Here is an 18,769-nt window from a genome sequence, read left to right on the forward strand (position 1 = left end):
CGGGCGGTGGAAGGATGGGCACATGCTGATCTACGGAGATGACACCCGCTGGACGCCCGCCGAGGACCGCTACGAGTCCATGCCCTACCGCACGCTCGGGACCTCGGGCCTGAAGCTGCCCGCGATCTCGCTGGGGCTGTGGCACAACTTCGGCGATGACAAGCCCATGGCCACGCAGAAGCAGATCCTGCGCCAGGCCTTCGACTCGGGCATCACCCACTTCGACCTGGCCAACAACTACGGCCCGCCCAACGGCTCGGCCGAGCTGAACTTCGGCCGTGTGCTCAAGGAGGACTTCGCCGACCTGCGCCAGGAGATCGTGATCTCCTCCAAGGCCGGCTGGGACATGTGGCAGGGCCCCTACGGCTTCGGCGGCTCGCGCAAGTACCTGATCGACTCGCTGGATCAGTCGCTCGAGCGCATGGGCCTGGACCGCGTGGACATCTTCTACCACCACCGTCCGGACCCGGAGACCCCGATCGAGGACACCATGCGCACCCTGGACCGCATCGTGCGCTCGGGCCGGGCGCTGCACGTGGGCATCTCCTCCTACAGCGCCGACGACACCGCCCAGGCCCAGCAGATCATGCGCGAGCTCGGCACGCCGCTGGTCATCCACCAGCCGTCGTACTCGCTGCTCAACCGCTGGATCGAGGAGCCCTCCGAGAACGCGGACGGCCCGGCCGGCGGCAAGAACCTGGTGCAGGTGCTGGGGGAGGCCGGTATGGGCTCGATCGTGTTCACCCCGCTGGCCCAGGGCATGCTCACGGACAAGTATCTGAACGGCATCCCGGAGGATTCGCGCGCTGCTGCCTCCAAGTCCCTGAACCCCGATTGGCTCACGGACGAGAACCTCGAGCGCATCCGCGGGCTGAACGAGATCGCTCAGCAGCGCGGTCAGACCCTGGCGCAGATGGCGATCGCCTGGACCCTGCGCCCGCAGGACGGCGGGCAGGTCACCTCCGCGCTGGTGGGAGCCTCCTCGGCCCGGCAGATCGCCGACAGCGCCAAGGCCGTGGAGAACCTCGAGTTCTCCCAGGACGAGCTCTCCCGCATCGACGAGCTCGCTCGGGACGCCGGGGTGAACATCTGGGCCAAGGCCACCGAGTCCACCAAGGAGTGATCGCGGAGCGCTGACGGGACGAGCGCCGGTCAGCGGCTCGGCTGCACGAAGGGACGCCTCCGTCCGGAGGCGCCCCTTCGTCGTGCCGTCACCCGTTGCGGCGACCGGACGCTCAGCGGATCGGCAGCCCGGCGCGCTCGAGCACGAAATCGGTCAGCGGCGCGTAGGCCTCGGGCGGGATGTTGTCGTCCATCGGCACGACGACCTCGATCAGGCCCTGCTGCTCGCCCACGAACGGGGCAGGGTCATTGCAGTCGGCGATCGCGATCACCCGCGCCCCGCGGGAGCCGGCGGCCCCGGCCATGCCGTGATCGGAGACCACCAGATCGGGCAGGAACGAGGGATCGCCCGCCTGCTCGGCGAGCCGGTCGAGAGCCAGTTCCATCGGCTCCGGGCGGTGCGTGTGCCGCAGTCCGCCGTACTGCTCGACCATCATCACGTCCGAGACCTGCCGCACCTGGCCGTCGTCCCAGGCGATGCCGCCGTGCATGTGCAGCACCTCGGCACCTGCCGCGCGGGCGGCCGCGGCCAGGCGGGAGTAGATCGGAGGCAGGGCCGCGGGATGAGCCGTGGCGAAGAAGATCGTGGCGCCGGGTCGCACGGCGTCGGCGAGCACCGCGGCGTAGCGCTCGAGCGCGGCCACGCACAGCTGGGCGCTGATCGTGTCCACGCCCTCGGTGAAGGACGGGTCGGCGCTGATGCCGACGCGCTCGACCATGAGGCGGAAGACATCGTCGTACGTGGTGCCCGGAGTCGGGGTGACGCCCATGTACTGGTGTTCGGAGGAGTCCAGGAAGCCCTGGATGTTCGCCAGATTCGCCTGCCGGGGCGTGGCCACCGGGCCGGTCGCGTGGAATCGGTCGAGGTGATCTGCCAGGTCCTGGGGGCTCAGCGCTGAAGTCGTCATGGCTGCCACTGTAGGTCCGGGCGTGATCCCCCTCTGCGACGGGGCATAGACCTGCTCGACGTGGGCCCGTGCTGCGGCCGCCCAGGAGAAGCCGCGGGCGCGATCAGCGGCGGCCCGGCCTCGCCGAGCCAGCTCGGCGGGATCTCCCAAGGCAGACCGCAGGGCTTCGGCCCAGGCCTCCGGCGTGCGGTGGCCGACGAGCCAGCCGGTGCGGCCGTCGTCGACCGCCGAGCGCAGCCCGCCCGCATCCGAGGCGAGCACCGGGGTCCCGCAGGCCTGCGCCTCCAGGGCCACCAGCCCAAAGGTCTCGGACGACGACGGCACCGCCCACACGTCCGCCCGGCGCATGGCTGTGGCCAGCTCGGCCACGGGCAGCGAGCCGAGCCACTTGATCCGGTCCTCGATGCCCAGGGCCAGGGCCTGCTTGTGCAGGGAGTCGGTGAAGGCGTCGTCGCCCACCCCGGCCAGCAGCAGGCGGGGGGTCGACGCCGGCCGGTTGGCGGCCAGCAAGCCGAGGGCTTCCAGGAGGACCTGCGGGCCCTTGAGCGGCTGCAGGCGCCCCGCGAAGCCGATCACCGGCTCGTGGTCTTGGCGGGCAGCGGACTGCGGCTCGGAGGACGGAGCATGGGGAGGCTGCGGGCCGTCCGGGCGGAACACCTCGAGGTCCACGCCCGGGGCGATCACGTGGGTCCGGGCGGGGTCGGCGTCGTAGAGCTCGCGCATCTGCTCGGCCTCGGCGGCGGTGTTGACCACCAGGGCAGAGGTCTCGCGGATCAGGCGTTGCTCGGCGCGCTCGCGGACCTCCGGCTCGAGGGACTCCCCGGCGGCCGCCTGCGCGTTCTTGCCGCGGGCACTGGTGTGCAGGGTCAGCGCGAGCGGGATGTCCCAGTCCTGCGCCAGATCCCGGCCGACCTCCCCGGAGAGCCAGTAGTGCCCGTGGAGGACATCGGGGCGGGGCAGCAGCTGCGCAGCGGCGGTCCGCAGAGCCGTGGCGACGGCGGGCAGGTGCCGCGGCAGCTCGTCCTTGGTCGCGCTCGCGGTCTCGGGCAGAGTCACGCTCACCAGCCGCAGCCCCGGCGGATCGCCGACGGGCTGGGCCGTGACGGTCTCCACCGGTCGGGCTTGCCCGGGGTGCTCGCTGTCGCGCCACAAGGTGACCAGGTCCACCGCATGGCCGAGCCGGGCCAGCTCACTCGCCAGGTGCCGGACGTAGACATTCATCCCGCCCGCATCTCCCTGGCCGGGCTGGCGCAGGGGAGAGGTGTGCAGGCACAGCATCGCAATGCGCAGGCACTTCTGCGACGGACCGGTCGGAGCGGCGCAGGGATCTTCGGAGGTGAGCACGCGAACACTCTAGGGCCGCTGGGCGCGCGACTACGGTGCCACAATGGTCCGGTGAGCATCGATCCCCAAGCCCCTGACACCCGCAGCCAGCCGCCTGCCGCGGCTTTCGTCGCGCAGGATGTCCATCGCCCAGGCGCGGCTGCCGAGCGCAGCGCCGTCGTGGACCTCGCCGCGATCCGCCACAACGTGCGGCTGCTGGCCGAGCTCGCCCATCCGGCTGCCCTGATGGCCGTGGTGAAGTCTGACGCCTACGGCCACGGCGCGGTGCCGGTGGCCCGTGCAGCGCTGGCCGCTGGGGCGCACGGGCTGGGCGTGGCGCATGTGCGCGAGGCCCTCGAGCTGCGCGAGGCCGGGATCCGCGCCCCGATCCTGGCCTGGCTGCACACCGTGGACACCGACTTCGAGACTGCGCTGCAGCGGGACATCGCCCTGGGGGTCTCCGGTCCGGAGCTCTTCGAGATCGCCGCGACGGCCCAGCGGATCGGGCGCACGGCTCGGATCCACCTCAAGGTCGACACCGGTCTGGGCCGCAACGGCTTCGCGCTGTCGCAGTGGCCGCAGGTCCTCGAGACCGTCCGCGGGCTGGAGCGAGGCGGTGCGCTGCGCGTCGACGGGATCTTCTCCCACCTGGCCGTGGCCGATCAGCCCGAGCGCCCGGAGACCGATGAGCAGGTCGAGGCCTTCGCCGCCGCCGTGCGGCAGGCACGGGAGGCGGGGCTCGCCCCGCGGTTCACCCACCTGGCGAACACGCCGGCGACCCTGTCGCTCGGGCAGCCGGGTGCGCTCGCGGATCCGCAGACCATGCGCGGGGACATCGTGCGCACCGGCGTGGGGCTCTACGGCGTCTCGCCGTTCGCCGATCGCAGCGCCCAGGAGCTCGGGCTGCTGCCTGCCATGACCCTGCGGACTTCGGTGGCCAACATCAAGCGGGTCCCCTCGGGCCAGGGGGTGTCCTACGGGCTGAGCTACCACACCTCCGAGGCGACCACCCTCGCGCTGATCCCCATGGGCTACGGCGACGGCGTGCCGCGCGTGGCCACCGGGGCCCCGGTCATGATCGAGGGCCGCACCTACCCGGTCGTCGGGCGGATCGCCATGGACCAGATGGTCGTTGACCTGCGGACCACGGAGGACATGAGCCATCTGCTGGGTGCGGAGGCGGTCCTCTTCGGCGGCGAGGGCGCCCCCTCGGTGCGCGAGTGGTCCGAGGCCGCCAGGACGATCGACTACGAGATCATCACCCGGATCTCCCCGCGCGTGCAGCGGGTGCACGTGGACACCCGCGCCGACCTCGCGTTCGACCGGGTGGCGCAGGAGCGTGCGGCCCACGCTCGGGCGAACGCATCCGAGACGGGCCAGGGCCGCGCCGATGACTGAGTCCGACGGCCGCCCGCCGCGCTGGGAGCGCACCGTGCAGGTCGGCTCGGCGATCGAGACCCAGCGCCTGGCCGAGCGGCTGGGACGCGAGCTGCGAGCCGGTGACCTGATCCTGCTGGACGGCCCCCTCGGGGCCGGCAAGACGACCTTCACGCAGGGCCTGGGTCGCGGCCTGGGAGCGGTGGAGGGGATCATCTCGCCCACGTTCGTGCTGGCCCGTCGCCACCCGAACGACGCCCACGGCCCCCGTCCCGGCGCCCCGGGGCTCGTGCACGTGGACGCGTACCGGCTGGCCGATGCGGCCCAGGTCGAGGACATCGACCTCGAGGAGACCCTCGCCGAGTGGGTGACGGTCATCGAGTGGGGGCGCGGCAAAGTCGAGGGGCTCAGCGACTCTCGGCTGGAGATCGAGATCGAGCGGCCGCAGGGAGGGCAGCGCTCGCTGTCGGACGTGCTGGCGGAGTTCGCCGCGGACCACGACGAGGACGAAGCTGCGGCCGTCGACGAGCCGCGGACGCTGCGGCTGCGCGGCATCGGCCCACGCTGGGACCGTGTGCCGAATGCGCTGCACGACTTCGCCGACCAAGACTGAGCTCACGCTGCCCGTGCGCGGGGCGGGTGCTCCGGCGGGCGTCGTCGTCGGCCGGGAGCAGCGTCGGAGCACACAGCGACCCCGGCAGCGCGCAGCGACCAGCGTCGAGGAACCGCCCCCAGGAGAAGCCCATGAGCGATCAGTCCGCCGTCTTCGACGCCCTGCCGGTCGAGGAGAGGACAGGGCTGGACTGCGCCTCCACCGAGACGACCACCGACGAGGACGGCCGCACCGTCCCGCTGATGCACGCCTGCGGCCATGACATGCATGTGGCCGCGCTGCTGGGCGCTGCCGGTGCGATGGCGGCGCGCCAGGAGGCATGGTCCGGGACGTTCATCGCGCTGTTCCAGCCCGGCGAGGAGATCGCCGCCGGCGCCCGCTCCATGGTCGACGGCGGCCTGATCGAGAAGGTCCCCGCCCCCGAGGTGGTGCTGGGCCAGCACGTCATGACCCATGAGGCCGGCACCATCGGCACCAAGGCGGGACCCATCCTCTCGGCGGGCGATTCGATCGAGATCACCCTGCACGGCTCCGGCGCCCACGGCTCCATGCCGCACCTGAGCGTGGACCCGGTGGTGCTCGCCTCCACGATCGTGATGCGACTGCAGACGGTGGTGTCCCGGGAGATCCCGCCGTCGTCGTTCGCGGTGCTGACCGTGGGCTCGATCCAGGCCGGGTCCACGTCCAACATCATCCCCGCCACGGCCACGCTGCTGCTGAACATGCGCACCTACGACGAGGATGTCCGCTCCACCATGATCACCGCCCTGGAGCGGATCGTGCGCGGCGAGTGCGAGGCGGCCGGCTGCCCCCAGGAGCCCGAGTTCCGCTACTACGACCAGTACCCGCTCACCGACAACGACGACGACGTCAGCGCCAAGGTCACCGAGGCCCTGCGCGCCCAGTTCGGCGATGCCGTGTTCGAGCAGAGTCCGCAGACCGCCTCGGAGGACTTCAGCATCGTGCCGAGCGCCTTCGGCGTCCCCTACACCTACTGGACGGTCGGCGGCGTCTCGAAGGGCCGCCTCGAGAGGGCCGAGTCCAGCGACGATCCCGCGGACCAGATCGCCCCCAACCACTCGCCGTACTTCTACCCGGACATCGATCCGACCCTCGAGTCCGGTACCAAGGCGCACCTGGCGGCCGCGCTGGCCTGGCTGGGCTGACCCGCTCTCCGACGAGGCCGCAGCTTCGCAGTCCCTCAGCACTGAGGGAATGCGAAGCTGCGGCCTCGAGCGTCCGGGTGGAGGAATCTCTGATCGGCCGACGGCACTGCGCAGGCGAGGACGGCCCGGGGACCCGCGCGATCTGAGCGGCCCCAGCCGATGCGTCGACGTCTTCAATCACTCGTGACCGGCAGGTCCAGGGGCATTCAGCGCCAGTTCGGGTACGGGAAACCTGAGGCGGGGACGGTGGGGCCTTCCCCCGCAACCCCCTCCCCACGAAGGACCCATGTCACCCACCACGGCCCCGCACACCCTGAACCGACGACGGCTCCTGGAGCTCGGAGGCCTGACCGGCACCGCGCTCGCCCTGGGCATCAGCGCCCCTGCCGAGGCGAGCGAGTCCGGGGAGGTAGCCGGGGCGACGTTCGGGCTGGGAGTCGCCAGCGGCGCACCGCGCCCCGACGGCGCCGTGCTGTGGACGCGTCTGGCCCCGGACCCACTGGCCGAGGACGGGCACGGAGGGATGCCGCTGCGGCCGGCGCCGGTGCGCTGGGAAGTCTCCCGGGACCCGGAGTTCACCCGCGTGGAGCGGCGGGGCAATGCCCTGGCCCAGCCCGAGCTGGCGCATTCCGTGCATCCTCGCGTGGAGGGGCTGGCTCCGGACACGCAGTACTGGTACCGGTTCCGATCCGGCCAGGAGGTCAGCCCGGTGGGGCGGTTCCGGACCCTGCCGGCCCCGGGACAGCAGACCGACGCGTTCTCCTTCGGCCTGGTCTCCTGCCAGGCCTGGTACCACGGGCACTTCACCGCGCACCGCCACCTGGCCCAGGAGGAGGACCTGGACCTCGTGGTCTTCGTGGGGGACTACATCTACGAGTACGGGATCACAGCGGACAACCTGTGGCGCCAGGGCGCGAGCGTCGCGCCGGCGTACGAGGTGGAGATCGAGACCCTCGAGCAGTACCGGCTGCGCTACAGCCTCTTCAAGTCGGATGCGCACCTGCAGGCCGTGCATGCACGGGCGGCGGCCGTGGCGGTGTGGGACGACCACGAGGTCCAGAACAACTACGCCGCGGCGGTCTCCGGCAAGGACGTGTCCCCGGAGGACTTCGAGCATCAGATCGCGGTGGCCTACCGGGCGTTCTACGAGAACATGCCCCTGGACCTCGAGGCCCTGCCCACCGGCCCGGACGCGGACATCACGAGCGGCTTCGACGTGGGCACGCTGGCGCGCTTCAGCCTCCTGGACTCGCGGCAGTTCCGCGATCCGGAGCCTGCCGATGCCCAGGAGCAGAACCGGGAGCAGCGAACGATCCTGGGAGCCCAGCAGGAGTCCTGGATCGAGGGCCGCCTGTCGCAGAGCACTGCGACCTGGGACGTGCTGGCCAACGGGGTCGTGCTCACGGCCGTCTCCGAGGACCGCACCGACATGTGGGACGGCTATCCGGCAGCCCGCCGACGCCTGATGGCGGCCATGTCCGAGGTCTCCAACCCGGTCATGCTCACCGGTGATATCCACAAGCACGTGGCCGCCGAGCTCAAGGAGGACTTCGCGGATCCGTCCTCCGAGACGATCGGCGTCGAGCTGGTCTGCACGTCGGTGGCCTCCGACGGGGACGGATCCGAGACCGATGCCCACACCGCGGACTGGACCCGCCACCCCTACGTGCGCCACTACGACGGGCGCCGCGGCTACGTCCACGTCCGGCTGACCCCGCAGGAGATGACCTCGAGCTTCTGGGTCGTGCCCTGGATCGAGGCCGATGACACAGCGCCCAAGGAGCTCTCGGCGCGCTTCAGCACCCGAGCAGGAGAGCCGGGACTCGCCCCGGCCGGAGAGGACCGAGCATGAGCCCGCGCCCGCAGACCGTCCAGGGCCTCGAGGCCGAGGCGGGGATCGGCCGCCTCGAGCTGCGGTGGCAGGCGCTGGCCTGGGAGCCGCTGATCGATCACTACCGGATCTACTCGGGAGCACCCCGGGGCAGGGGGCGTGAGCCGGACCCGGAGCACCTGGTGGGCCGGACCGTCTTCCCGCGTTTCGTGCTGGACGGGCTGGACCCCGCTGGGGAGCAGCACAGCCTCACGGTCATCGCCGTGAGCGATGCGGGGCGCCTGTCCCTGTCCAGCCGGCCGCTGATCGCAGCCTCGCAGGCCTCGGTCACCGAGACCGGCACGGAGCTGGCCGCGATCGGCTCCTTCGACGGGAGGACCCACGAGCTGCAGTTCGCCCCGAAGGACTACGCGAAGATCCCGAAGGCCTACCCGCAGGCGCTCATCGAGTTGCGCCAGGGCGACGACGAGCCCCGTCAGGCCTGGCCGTACCTGCTGCCCGGTCCCGGCGACGCCTGGGCGGGCCGGAAGTCCTATCGGGTCCGCTGGGTCGTGGAGCTCGACGAGGCCCCGGGCACGACTGATCTGGCGCTGTGGCTCGTGGACACGACCTCGCTGGGCGGGAGGCTGGACATCGCCGTCAACGGGACGTCGGTGCGCGGCATCGAGCTGCCGCGGGGGTCGAACAAGGGCTCGCGGCAGGGCGATGCCACGGCGACCGGCTCGCCGCTCAAGCGCTCGCGCCACGAGCTCGAGCTCCCGGCCGGGGCCCTGCGCGCCGGTGAGAACACCGTCGAGTTCGTCCTCGCCGAGGGCGGCTGGGTGGCCTGGGACGCTCTGGGCCTGTTCGCGCGCTGAGCGGGGACGTGAGGCGGCGGCTTAGACTGACCAGGTGCTTCTGCTGTGCCTCGACTCCTCCTCCGCCGCCTCCGTCGCGCTCCTGCAGATCGACGACGATCCAGGACCCCCTTCCGGCGACCACGACGCCTCGCCCGGGAAGGCTCGGGTGCTGGCCGAGTGGTCGACCGAGGACACCCGCAGCCACGCGGAGGTCCTGACCCCGGCAGTCCAGGACGTCCTGCAGCGGTCCGGGACGGCGCCCGAGGACCTGTCCGGCATCCTGGTGGGCACCGGCCCCGGGCCCTTCACCGGCCTGCGCGCGGGCCTGGTCACAGCACGGGTGCTCGGATTCGCCTGGGACCTGCCGGTCTGGGGCATGACGAGCCTGGCCGCTCTGGCCCTAGACGTCGCGGCGCTTCCGCAGCCGCCGTCGTCCTTCGTCGTGGCCGCCGACGCCCGGCGCCGCGAGGTCTACTGGGCGCAGTGCCGGCTGCAGGGCACGGGGGCGCCACTGCTGGTCGACGGGCCCCGCGTCGGTCCTGCCCAGGAGCTGCCCGAGCTGCCGGTCTACGGCCGCGGTGCCGGCCTCTACGCCGAGCAGCTGCCGCAGGCCGTCGTCGAGCCGGTGCCGGGCGGGCCGCAGCAGGCGCCGTCGCAGTGGCAGGCGAGCGCGGCGTCGCTGGGGATGGCCGCCGCCGAAGCGCTGGCCGCAGGCCAGCAGCTCTCGCAGGATCTCTCCCCGCTGTACCTGCGCGACTCCGATGCCAAGGTGCCCGGTCCCCGCAAGAAGGCCGGAGCATGAGTGGGACGTGGCAGCTGCGCACGGCCACGACCGACGACGTCGCCGCGCTGCACAGCCTGGAGCTCGAGCTGTTCCCGGGCGACGCCTGGTCCGAGGACATGCTCGCCGCCGAGATCTCGCATGAGACCCGCCGCTACCTGGTCGCGCTGCAGGACGAGCGGATCGTCGGCTACGCCGGCGTGATGGTCGTGGCGGAGACCGCCGACGTGCAGAACATCGCGGTGATCCCGCAGCTGCGCGGGCGCGGCCTGGGCTCCGCCCTGCTGCAGGCGCTGCACGAGATCGCGAGTCGGCGCGGTGCGCGGGAGGTCCTGCTGGAGGTGCGCGAGTCCAACGAGACGGCGCAGTCTCTCTACCGGCGCTTCGGCTACGCGGAGATCGCCCAGCGCCCGCGCTACTACCCGGACGGGGAGACGGCCGTGATCATGCTCGCCCCGCTGAGCGCCGACGGAGGTGCTTCCGAGCGAGTCGGCACTCGGCGCCCGCCGAGCACGACCGACCTGACGAGCCACATGGACCTGTCCGCCGCAGCGCACGACGACCCCCGGGAGGACCCGCGATGACCACGACCGACAGCCCCCTGGTCCTGGGCATCGAGACCTCGTGCGATGAGACCGGCGTGGGCATCGTGCGCGGGCGGCGCCTGCTGGCCAATGCCGTGGCCTCCTCGATGGACCAGCATGCCGTCTTCGGCGGGGTCATTCCCGAGATCGCCGCCCGCGCCCACCTGGAGGCCATGACGCCCACGATCGAGGAGGCGCTGCGCACCGCAGGGGTGCGCCTGCAGGATCTCGATGCGATCGCCGTGACCGCAGGCCCCGGTCTGGCCGGTGCCCTCATGGTGGGCGTCTCTGCCGCCAAGGCGCTCGCACTGGCCACGGGCAAGCCGCTGTACGCCGTGAACCACCTGGTCGCCCACGTCTCGGTGGGCCTGCTGGATCCCGACGACGACGGCGCCCCGACCCTGATCGCGGAGGACGGCTCCCTGGTGCCCGGTCTGGGTGCGCTGCTGGTCTCCGGCGGGCACACCGAGATCCTGGCCGTGCGGGAGATCGCCGAGGACGTCGAGATGCTCGGCTCGACCATCGATGACGCCGCCGGAGAGGCCTACGACAAGGTCGCCCGACTGCTCGGACTCGGCTACCCGGGCGGCCCCGTGATCGACCGCGCCGCCGCCGAGGGGGATCCGAAGGCCTTCCGCTTCCCGCGCGGTCTGGCCGCCGGCAAGTACATGGGCAGCGCGGAGGCGCCTGGCCCGCACCGCTACGACTTCTCGTTCTCCGGTCTCAAGACCGCGGTGGCCCGGGTGGTCGAGGCCTTCGAGGCCGAGGACCAGGAGGTCCCGGTCGCCGATGTGGCCGCCTCCTTCCAGGAATCGGTGGCCGATGTCATCACGTCCAAGGCCATGCTGGCTGCGCGCGAGCATGGGCTGTCCACCCTGCTGCTGGGCGGGGGAGTGGCGGCGAACTCGCGACTGCGCGCCCTGGCCGCCCAGCGCTGCACCGAGAACGGCATACGCCTGGTGGTTCCGCCGCTGAGCCTGTGCACGGACAACGGCGCCATGGTGGCGGCTCTGGGCTCGCGGCTGGTCTCGGTGGGGGCGCAGCCGACCGGGCTCGAGTTCACCGCCGATCCCGGGCTGCCCGTGGCCACGGTGTCCATGCCCGCAGCCGCGCTGCAGGCCTGAGCAGGACCGACGGCGCCCGAGCCCTCCCTGTCGGGAGAGCTCGGGCGCCGTCGTCGTGCGGGAGTTCGGCGCCTCAGCCCCGCCGGGCCCGCTGCACGACGTCGAGGGCGGCGGAGCGCAGGTCGCCGTCGTGGGCGGCCACGGCGGCGCGCTGATGAGTGGAGCCGGTGCCCTCGGCGATGATCCGGGCCACCCCGGCGAGCTCCTCGACGCAGCCCAGGTCCACGGCGATCGGCTGCAGGCGCTCGAGCATGTCGGCCAGGTCGTCGGTGACGAGCAGCTCCTCCAGGGCGTTGTCCCGGATGATGATCGCCTCCAGCCCGTAGCGGGCTGCGCGCCACTTGTTCTCTCGGATCAGCCACGGGCGCATCTGCTCGACCTTGCGCCCCGAGTCCACGATCCGCGAGGCCTCCTCGGCCAGGCACTGGGTGAGCGCTGCGATCGCACTCAGATCCCGCACGGAGGTCGGGGAGTCGCAGAAGCGCATCTCGACCGTGCCGTACTTGGGCACGGGGCGGACATCGAGGCGGGATTCGCTGATGTCGTCGATCACGCCGGTGGCCAGCAGATCGGAGACGCACAGCTCGAAGTCCGACCAGGTCTGGAACGAGTAGGGGATGCCCGCGGTCGGCAGCTGCTGGAAGAGCTGGGCGCGGTGCGAGGCGTAGCCGGTGTCGAAGCCGTTCCAGTACGGAGAGTTGGCCGACAGCGCCAGAAGGTGGGCGTAATGGGCCAGCAGGTGGTCCTGGACCGGCAGGGCCTTGTCCTGCGAGTCGACGCCCACGTGGACGTGCATCCCGAAGATCACCATCTGCCGCCCCCAGTACTGAGCGCGGTCCAGGACGGTGAAGTAGCGGTCCTTCTCCACGACCGACTGGTCCTGCCAGCGGGAGAACGGATGAGTTCCCGCGGGGTAGATCTCGATGCCCTGGGGGTCGGTCACCTGACGGATCTCGCCGAGCATCTGCTCGAGCTGGCCCACGGCCTCTCCGACGCTGCGGCACACCCCCGTGACCATCTCCACGGTGTTGTTCAGGAACTCGCCGGTCAGCACGGGGTGATCGCCGTCCTCGGCGCGCTGCGGAACCTGGCTGTGCACGGCAGCGAGGATCTCCTCGGCCCGGGGGACCAGGGCCCCGGTCTCAGCGTCGACGAGGGCGACCTCCCATTCGATGCCCAGTGTCGACTGCGGCGATGAGCTGAATTCGATGTTCATGGCACCTCGCTGGCAGGACGTCCGGGGATCTGCTCGGCGGCGACCGAGCGGATCCCACTGTAGAACAGCGCACGGCCCCAGCCGCACGGATCGCTACCCTGGTCGGCATGCCGCGTCATGAACTTCCCCCCGTCGACCGTCGCACCCCCGCCCTGCCGGACTCCGTAGCTGTCCGTGTACGCTTTCGCACCCGTCGCGCCGGGCTCGGCCTCGTCCTCGCCGGAGGGCTCGCGCTGAGCGCCTGTGGAAGCCAGCAGGCGCCGTCGGAAGGGACGACGGCCTCCGGGGCCGCCTCGGACGGGGCGAGTGCCGCGAGCCCGTCGGAATCCTCCGCCCGCTCCGAGGCCGGCTCCGGTGAGCAGGCCGCCGGAGTGCTGCCCGATGAGCGGACCCGTGCCGCGGCGGAGGAGGCCGTGTCCGAGATGACGCTCGAGGAGAAGGCCGGGCAGGTCCTCCTTGCCACGTGGAGCGGGGCCGATCCCGCCTCGGTCGATGCCCAGATCAGCCAGATCGGGGATCTGCACCTGGGCGGTGTGATCGTCATGGGGGCCAACGTCCCCACCGCCGACGGCCAGGGGATCACCGAGGAGGCCGGTGCCGGCGGCGGCGCCTCGAACGTGGATGTCGAGGCCATGCGCTCGCAGAACGACCGGGTCGGTGCGGCTCTGAGCCCCGAGGAGCGCAGCTGGCCCGGGATCATCGGGGTCGATCAGGAGGGCGGCTCCGTCGCCCGCCTGGCCGAGCCCCTGACCGTCTGGCCCTCCGCGCAGACCGTCGGCGCCGCGGACGATCCGGAGCTGACCCGCGAGGCGGCCGCCGGGATGGGTGCAGAGCTCGCCGGGCTCGGGTTCACCATGGACTTCGCCCCCGTGGCCGATGTGACCAGCCCCGACGACGCCGTCGTCCAGGACCGCGCCTACAGCGACGACCCCGAGATCGTCTCCGAGCAGACCGTGGCCGCCATGAGCGGACTCTCCGATGCGGGACTGATCTCCTCGCCCAAGCACTTCCCGGGCCACGGCTCCGTCAGCACCGACTCCCACGTGGGGCTGCCGGTCCAGCAGACCCCGGTCGAGACCCTGAAGGATGAGGAATGGGCACCGTTCCGGGCCGCGGTCGACGCCGGCGCCCCGACGATCATGATGGGGCACATCGCCGTGAGCGACTGGACCGACCAGGTGCCCGCCACGCTGGAGCCGAAGGCCTACCAGGCGCTGCGCGAGGACCTCGGCTTCCAGGGGGCGGTCGTCACCGACGCCCTCGACATGGGGGCCCTGAAGGACGTCGTGGGACCGGGCCGACCCGTCGACTCGGGGGTCACCACCCCTGCCGGTGCGGCCCTGCAGGCCGGCGCGGATCTGCTGGTGATGCCCGAGGACGAGGCCGCGGCCCACGCGGACATCGTGCAGGCCGTGGAGTCCGGTGCCATCCCGCAGCAGCGCCTGGATGATGCCGCCGCCCGCGTGGTGGCCATGCAGATGAGCTATGACCAGGCCCAGGGGTCGGCTCCGGTCGAGCCCGCGGAGCCGGGCTCGCACCGGGATCTGGCTGCCCGCTTCGAGGGCTGAGCCCGCTGCCCGCCGCGGCGCTGAGGCCGCAGATCGGCAGCTGATCGACGTCGACGACATGCGGAGCTGCGGCTTCGACGAACGGGAGCGCCGAGGCCGCAGGTCCGCAGCCGATCAGCAGCGATGGGGTGCGGTGGTGCGGCATCAGCTCATCGGCTCGACGACCAGGACCGCACGGCGCTCGCCGGTGCGGCCCTGGTCGTCGCTGTCCCACAGCCGCGTGACGATCAGCGTGGCGCGATTCGGCCCGGACGGCTTGAGCTGCCGGCGCAGCTGCTCGGGCGTGACGTCGGTGCCGCGCTTCTTGATCTCCAGGGTGCCGATCCGGTTCTGCTTCACCCAGGACTTGAGCACCTTGACGGTGTGGGGCAGGACCTCGCGCACGCGGTAGGCGCGGGCGAACGGGGTCGACGGGTCCTGGACGTCGGAGGCCGTCAGGTAGGCGATGCGGGGATGGACCAGGCGTGCACCCAGACGATCGCCCAGGTCCTGCACCAGTCCGGCGCGGATCACGGCTCCGTCGGGCTCCCAGACGACGTCGCCGGCGGCGATCGGCGGGACGGCGTCGTCGCTGTCCTCGGAGACCGTCAGGGGTGCGTCGTCGGGGTCTGGGAACGGCTCCGAGGAGATCAGCTCGTGGTGGCCCTGCTCGCCCATGACCAGGGCGGCGCGGCGGATCCCGGGGCGGGCCAGTGCTCCGAACCACAGCACGACCTCGACCACATCGCGGCGGTGGGAGATCCACTGCGTCTCGCACCCCTCTGGAACGGCCGCGTGCGGCAGGCCCGGACCCATCTTCACGCCCACCGGCATCCCGGAATCGGCCAGCGCCTCGACGAAGGACAGGGGAGGGGAGAAAGCTTCCGGATCGAAGATCCTCCGGGAGGCTCCGGCGGTCTCGCGGCGGGCCGGATCGAGCCACAGCGCCTCGGGGCGCCCGCCGGGCAGGCCGTCGAGGTCGAGGCTCTGGACGTCGGCCTGGACCACGCGGGTCTCGGGGAACGGCATGAGGTTCACCGTCGCCACGGCCGCGGTGGTCTCATCGAGCTCCACGGCGGTGACGTCGAGCCCGGCGGAGGCCAGGGTCATGGCGTCGGCGCCGATCCCGCAGCCCAGATCGGCCACGCGGCGCACACCGGCCTGGACGTACCGGCTGGCGTGGACGGCCGAGACGCCCAGCCGGGTGGCCTGCTCGAGGCCGTCCTGGGTGAAGAGCATGTGCTGGGCGAACTCGCCGAACTTGGCGGCCGCGGCGGTGCGCAGCCGCGACTGGGTCATGGCCGCCGAGATCAGCTCGGGGGCGAACCCCGCGGCGCGCAGCCGCGAGATCTGCTGGAGGACCTCGTCCTCCCGATAGGGCCCCAGCGCGTCGAGCAGCCGCATGCCCTCGGGCGTGAGCAGCGCGGCCAGGGACTCGGCGGCGGTCTCGGGGGAGGGGATCTCTTCCACGTCCTCGACCCTAGCCCCTGAGCAGACGGCGATCGACGGACCTGCGCGCCGACGCGAGGATCAGTAGCAGGAGGCGAGCCGGCCGTTGGGGCCGTCGATCACGGTGATGGGGGTGTCGAAGACCTCGGTGAGCACCTCGTCCGTCAGGATCTCCTCCGGGGTGCCGAAGCGGGCGATCTGCCCGTCCTTCACCGCGCAGATGTGATCGGCGTAGTGCCCGGCGAAGTTGATGTCGTGCAGCACGATGATGATCGTTCGGCCGAGCTCACGGCAGGCGGAGCGCAGGAACTGCATCATCTGCACCGAGTGCTTCATGTCGAGGTTGTTCAGCGGCTCGTCCAGCAGCACGTGATCCGTCTCCTGGGCCAGGACCATGGCCACGTAGGCGCGCTGGCGCTGGCCGCCCGAGAGCTCGTCCAGGTACCGGTTCTGCAGCTCGGTGAGGTGCAGGAAGTCCAGGTACTTCGAGATGATCCGCTCGTCCTCCACGTTCAGCCGTCCCCCGGAGTAGGGGAAGCGCCCGAATCCCACGAGCTGGCGCACCGTCAGGCGGGTGACGTAGTGGTTCTCCTGCCGCAGGATCGACAGGATCCTGGCCAGGTCCTTGGACTTCGTCCTGGCGACGTCCATCTCCGCGACCCTGATGACGCCCTCGTCGAGGGAGAGCAGCCGCCCGATCATGGTCAGCAGCGTCGACTTGCCGGCGCCGTTGGGCCCCACCAGCGCGGTCATGCCGCCGGTGGGGATCTCGAGGTCGACCGGGCCGATGCGGACCTCGTCGGTGTAGTGCTTGCGGACAGTGTTCAGGGTGATCACAGGCGTCCCTTTCGCAGGATGACGTACAGGAAGACGGAGCCGCCCACGAGCTCGATGATGATCCCGACGACGCCCTGGGCGTAGAAGACGTGGTTCATCAGGAAGTAGGCCCCGGAGAGCACCACGAAGCCGATGAGCATGGCGACCGGGAAGATCCGTCGGTGGTCGTAGGTGTCGGCGAACTGGTAGGCCAGGGTGGCCACCAGGAAGCCGAGGAAGGTCAGCGGGCCCACCAGGGCGGTCGAGACGGCCATGAGGATCGAGATCAGGAACAGGATCCGGATGGTCTCCCAGCGGTGGTTCAGCCCCAGGTTGTTCGAGACGTCGGCGCCCATGGCCACGACGTTCAGCCGCCGGGCCGACAGCCACAGCGCCAGCCCCGCGGCCAGGCACAGGGGGATCGCGATCGGCAGGAGGCTCGCATCCGCGTTGGACACGGAGCCGAAGAGCCGGGCGTTGAGGACGTCGAACTCGCTGGGGGTCAGCAGACGCTGCATGAAGGTCGACACTGAGCCCAGGCCGCCGCCGATGATGATGCCGACCAGCAGCATGACGTGCATGCTGCCTCGGCGCCCGGCGAGCAGCCAGGTGTACAGGGCGGTGGCCAGCAGGACCATCAGGGTCACCTGGACCACGAACTGGGTCATGCCGCTGAAGGCCACCAGACTGGCGGCTCCGGCGAAGTAGACCACGCCCGTCTGGATCGCCACGTACAGGGACTCGAAGCCCATGATCGACGGGGTGATGATCCTGTTGTTGGTGGCGGTCTGGAAGCTCACGGTGGCCATGGCCTGGCAGAACGCCACCACGCCCATCACGATCACATTGGTCAGCCGCAGCTCGGCGATGCGCCAGAACCCCGGCGTGCCGAACGGCAGCGGGTTGTCCCAGGCCAGCAGGCCGCCGGCGAAGAGCAGGGACAGCGCGAGCAGCACCACGACCACGATGACGTAGCGCCGGCGGGCGGCGGGGGTCGCGAAGGCCCCGGCGCTCGAGCGCTGGGCCTTGGCGGTCGTGGGTCTGGCGAGTGTCATCCGGGGGTCCTCCATCAGGCGCTGCGGCGCTGGCGCAGCAGCAGGGCGACGAACACGACGGCTCCGACGATGCCGAGGATCACGGAGACGGGGATCTCGAACGGGGCGATCAGCGTGCGCCCCAGCAGATCGCACACGGTGACGATCGCGATGCCCAGCAGGCAGACCCAGGGAAGGTTGGAGCGCAGGTCGTCGCCGCGGATCATCGAGACGATGTTGGGCACGATCAGCCCCAGGAACGGCAGATTGCCGACCACGACGGTCACCACCCCGGTGGCGATCGCGATCAGGATCGTGCCGAAGAGGATGATCCGGCTGTAGTTCAGCCCGATGCTCGTGGCGATGTCCTCGCCCAGCCCGGCGGCCGTGAGCCTGTCGGCCACGATGAACACCACGACCACGACGGCCGCCACGATCCACAGGACCTCGTACTGCCCGCGCAGCACCGAGGTGAAGCTGCCGGCGAACCACACGCCGAGGTTCTGCAGCATGTCGGTCTGCAGCGCCAGGAAGGTCGAGACGGAGCCGACCACGGCGCCGAGCATGATGCCGACGATGGGCACGATCAGCGACGAGCGCAGGGACACCCGGCGCAGGAAGAGGAAGAAGACCATCGTGCCGATGAAGGCGAAGAGGATGGCGGTTCCCATGCGCGTCATGAGCGTGGCAGACGGGAAGACGATCATGGCGGTGAGCAGGCCCAGCCCCGCCCATTCGGTCGTGCCGGTGGTCGTGGGCTCCACGAAGCGGTTCTGCGTCAGCAGCTGCATGACCAGCCCGGACATGGACATGGCCGCCCCGGCCAGCACGAGGGCGATCGTGCGGGGAAGGCGGGTGATGCCGAGCATCTCAGCGCCGCCCTCCGAGCCGAGGTCGTAGACCCCCGTGAACAGGGACAGGACCAGCAGCCCTGCGACCGCTGCGGTCGCCAGCCACAGCTTCCAGTCGAGCAGGGCTGCGGCGAGCCCGGATCGTCGGGTGCTCGCCTCGGCGCCGGTGCGGGCTTCGGTCATCGGGG

16 protein-coding genes are annotated in these 18,769 nt (G+C 71.4%); 10 read left to right on the forward strand and 6 right to left on the reverse strand.

The genetic code is table 11. The annotated features are described in order from the left end of the window. Nucleotides 1–22 precede the first annotated feature (22 nt). Nucleotides 23–1,123, forward strand: a complete 1,101-nt coding sequence (gene mgrA, locus RF645_RS08065) for an L-glyceraldehyde 3-phosphate reductase (protein WP_368818905.1) — start codon at nucleotides 23–25, stop codon at nucleotides 1,121–1,123. Between the two features lie 112 nt (nucleotides 1,124–1,235). Here the strand turns inward: mgrA and RF645_RS08070 are convergent, their stop codons facing one another. Further along, nucleotides 1,236–3,374, reverse strand: a complete 2,139-nt coding sequence (locus RF645_RS08070) for a phosphatase (RefSeq protein ID WP_368818906.1) — start codon at nucleotides 3,372–3,374, stop codon at nucleotides 1,236–1,238. A gap of 51 nt (nucleotides 3,375–3,425) precedes the next feature. Between RF645_RS08070 and alr the strand changes: the two genes are divergently transcribed. The 8 genes from alr (at nucleotide 3,426) to tsaD (ending at nucleotide 11,668) form a co-directional block, all read left to right on the forward strand. Then, nucleotides 3,426–4,751 (forward strand): alanine racemase, encoded by a 1,326-nt coding sequence (gene alr / locus RF645_RS08075; RefSeq protein WP_368818907.1) that lies wholly within the window; start codon nucleotides 3,426–3,428, stop codon nucleotides 4,749–4,751. After that, nucleotides 4,744–5,343: a tRNA (adenosine(37)-N6)-threonylcarbamoyltransferase complex ATPase subunit type 1 TsaE gene (tsaE, locus tag RF645_RS08080; RefSeq protein WP_368818908.1), complete on the forward strand. Its 600-nt coding sequence runs from the start codon at nucleotides 4,744–4,746 to the stop codon at nucleotides 5,341–5,343. The genes alr and tsaE overlap by 8 nt, the downstream gene beginning before the upstream one ends. Nucleotides 5,344–5,474: 131 nt before the next feature. Then, nucleotides 5,475–6,509 (forward strand): amidohydrolase, encoded by a 1,035-nt coding sequence (locus RF645_RS08085; protein ID WP_368818909.1) that lies wholly within the window; start codon nucleotides 5,475–5,477, stop codon nucleotides 6,507–6,509. Between the two features lie 286 nt (nucleotides 6,510–6,795). Beyond that, nucleotides 6,796–8,361, forward strand: a complete 1,566-nt coding sequence (locus tag RF645_RS08090) for an alkaline phosphatase (protein WP_368818910.1) — start codon at nucleotides 6,796–6,798, stop codon at nucleotides 8,359–8,361. Continuing rightward, a complete protein-coding gene (locus tag RF645_RS08095; protein WP_368818911.1) occupies nucleotides 8,358–9,197 on the forward strand; it encodes a polysaccharide lyase family protein in 840 nt (279 codons plus the stop codon). The genes RF645_RS08090 and RF645_RS08095 overlap by 4 nt, the downstream gene beginning before the upstream one ends. Before the next feature lie 34 nt (nucleotides 9,198–9,231). Continuing rightward, entirely contained in the window at nucleotides 9,232–9,981 is a 750-nt protein-coding gene (gene tsaB / locus RF645_RS08100; protein ID WP_368818912.1) for a tRNA (adenosine(37)-N6)-threonylcarbamoyltransferase complex dimerization subunit type 1 TsaB, read from the forward strand. Beyond that, on the forward strand, nucleotides 9,978–10,544 hold the full coding sequence (gene rimI / locus RF645_RS08105; protein WP_368818913.1) for a ribosomal protein S18-alanine N-acetyltransferase: 567 nt from the start codon (nucleotides 9,978–9,980) through the stop codon (nucleotides 10,542–10,544). Before tsaB ends, rimI begins: the two co-directional genes overlap by 4 nt. Further along, the gene (tsaD, locus tag RF645_RS08110; RefSeq protein WP_368818914.1) at nucleotides 10,541–11,668 is read left to right on the forward strand and encodes a tRNA (adenosine(37)-N6)-threonylcarbamoyltransferase complex transferase subunit TsaD; all 1,128 of its coding nucleotides are present in this window, start codon (nucleotides 10,541–10,543) and stop codon (nucleotides 11,666–11,668) included. The genes rimI and tsaD overlap by 4 nt, the downstream gene beginning before the upstream one ends. Before the next feature lie 73 nt (nucleotides 11,669–11,741). On the opposite strand, the gene RF645_RS08115 is transcribed toward tsaD, so the two are convergent. Beyond that, entirely contained in the window at nucleotides 11,742–12,884 is a 1,143-nt protein-coding gene (locus RF645_RS08115) for a glutamate--cysteine ligase (protein ID WP_368818915.1), read from the reverse strand. Between the two features lie 422 nt (nucleotides 12,885–13,306). On the opposite strand from RF645_RS08115, the gene RF645_RS08120 reads away from it, so the two are divergent. After that, nucleotides 13,307–14,452, forward strand: a complete 1,146-nt coding sequence (locus tag RF645_RS08120) for a glycoside hydrolase family 3 protein (RefSeq protein WP_368818927.1) — start codon at nucleotides 13,307–13,309, stop codon at nucleotides 14,450–14,452. 144 nt (nucleotides 14,453–14,596) lie between these two features. Here RF645_RS08120 and RF645_RS08125 read toward each other — a convergent pair whose 3' ends face one another. The 4 genes from RF645_RS08125 to RF645_RS08140 are packed head-to-tail and all read right to left on the reverse strand — an operon-like array spanning nucleotide 14,597 to nucleotide 18,764. Continuing rightward, nucleotides 14,597–15,901 carry an SAM-dependent methyltransferase gene (locus tag RF645_RS08125; protein WP_368818916.1) on the reverse strand — a complete coding sequence of 435 codons (1,305 nt, stop codon included), beginning with the start codon at nucleotides 15,899–15,901 and terminating at the stop codon, nucleotides 14,597–14,599. Between the two features lie 60 nt (nucleotides 15,902–15,961). Further along, nucleotides 15,962–16,717, reverse strand: coding sequence for an ABC transporter ATP-binding protein (locus RF645_RS08130; protein ID WP_368818917.1), 756 nt, complete (start codon nucleotides 16,715–16,717; stop codon nucleotides 15,962–15,964). Then, nucleotides 16,714–17,751 (reverse strand): iron chelate uptake ABC transporter family permease subunit, encoded by a 1,038-nt coding sequence (locus RF645_RS08135; protein ID WP_368818918.1) that lies wholly within the window; start codon nucleotides 17,749–17,751, stop codon nucleotides 16,714–16,716. Before RF645_RS08135 ends, RF645_RS08130 begins: the two co-directional genes overlap by 4 nt. A 14-nt stretch (nucleotides 17,752–17,765) precedes the next feature. Next, complete coding sequence (locus RF645_RS08140; protein ID WP_024289960.1) at nucleotides 17,766–18,764, reverse strand: ABC transporter permease; 999 nt, start codon at nucleotides 18,762–18,764, stop codon at nucleotides 17,766–17,768. Nucleotides 18,765–18,769 lie beyond the last annotated feature (5 nt).

Source organism: Kocuria sp. CPCC 205260, from assembly GCF_040981045.1.
Lineage (GTDB): Bacteria > Actinomycetota > Actinomycetes > Actinomycetales > Micrococcaceae > Kocuria > Kocuria palustris.

Coding starts and splice junctions, on each gene's coding strand:
- mgrA (WP_368818905.1), top strand. CDS start 23: ATGCTGATCTACGGAGATGACACCCGCTGGACGCCCGCCGAGGACCGC.
- tsaE (WP_368818908.1), top strand. CDS start 4,744: ATGACTGAGTCCGACGGCCGCCCGCCGCGCTGGGAGCGCACCGTGCAG.
- RF645_RS08085 (WP_368818909.1), top strand. CDS start 5,475: ATGAGCGATCAGTCCGCCGTCTTCGACGCCCTGCCGGTCGAGGAGAGG.
- RF645_RS08090 (WP_368818910.1), top strand. CDS start 6,796: ATGTCACCCACCACGGCCCCGCACACCCTGAACCGACGACGGCTCCTG.
- RF645_RS08095 (WP_368818911.1), top strand. CDS start 8,358: ATGAGCCCGCGCCCGCAGACCGTCCAGGGCCTCGAGGCCGAGGCGGGG.
- rimI (WP_368818913.1), top strand. CDS start 9,978: ATGAGTGGGACGTGGCAGCTGCGCACGGCCACGACCGACGACGTCGCC.
- tsaD (WP_368818914.1), top strand. CDS start 10,541: ATGACCACGACCGACAGCCCCCTGGTCCTGGGCATCGAGACCTCGTGC.
- RF645_RS08115 (WP_368818915.1), bottom strand. CDS start 12,884: ATGAACATCGAATTCAGCTCATCGCCGCAGTCGACACTGGGCATCGAA.
- RF645_RS08120 (WP_368818927.1), top strand. CDS start 13,307: ATGACGCTCGAGGAGAAGGCCGGGCAGGTCCTCCTTGCCACGTGGAGC.
- RF645_RS08135 (WP_368818918.1), bottom strand. CDS start 17,751: ATGACACTCGCCAGACCCACGACCGCCAAGGCCCAGCGCTCGAGCGCC.
- RF645_RS08140 (WP_024289960.1), bottom strand. CDS start 18,764: ATGACCGAAGCCCGCACCGGCGCCGAGGCGAGCACCCGACGATCCGGG.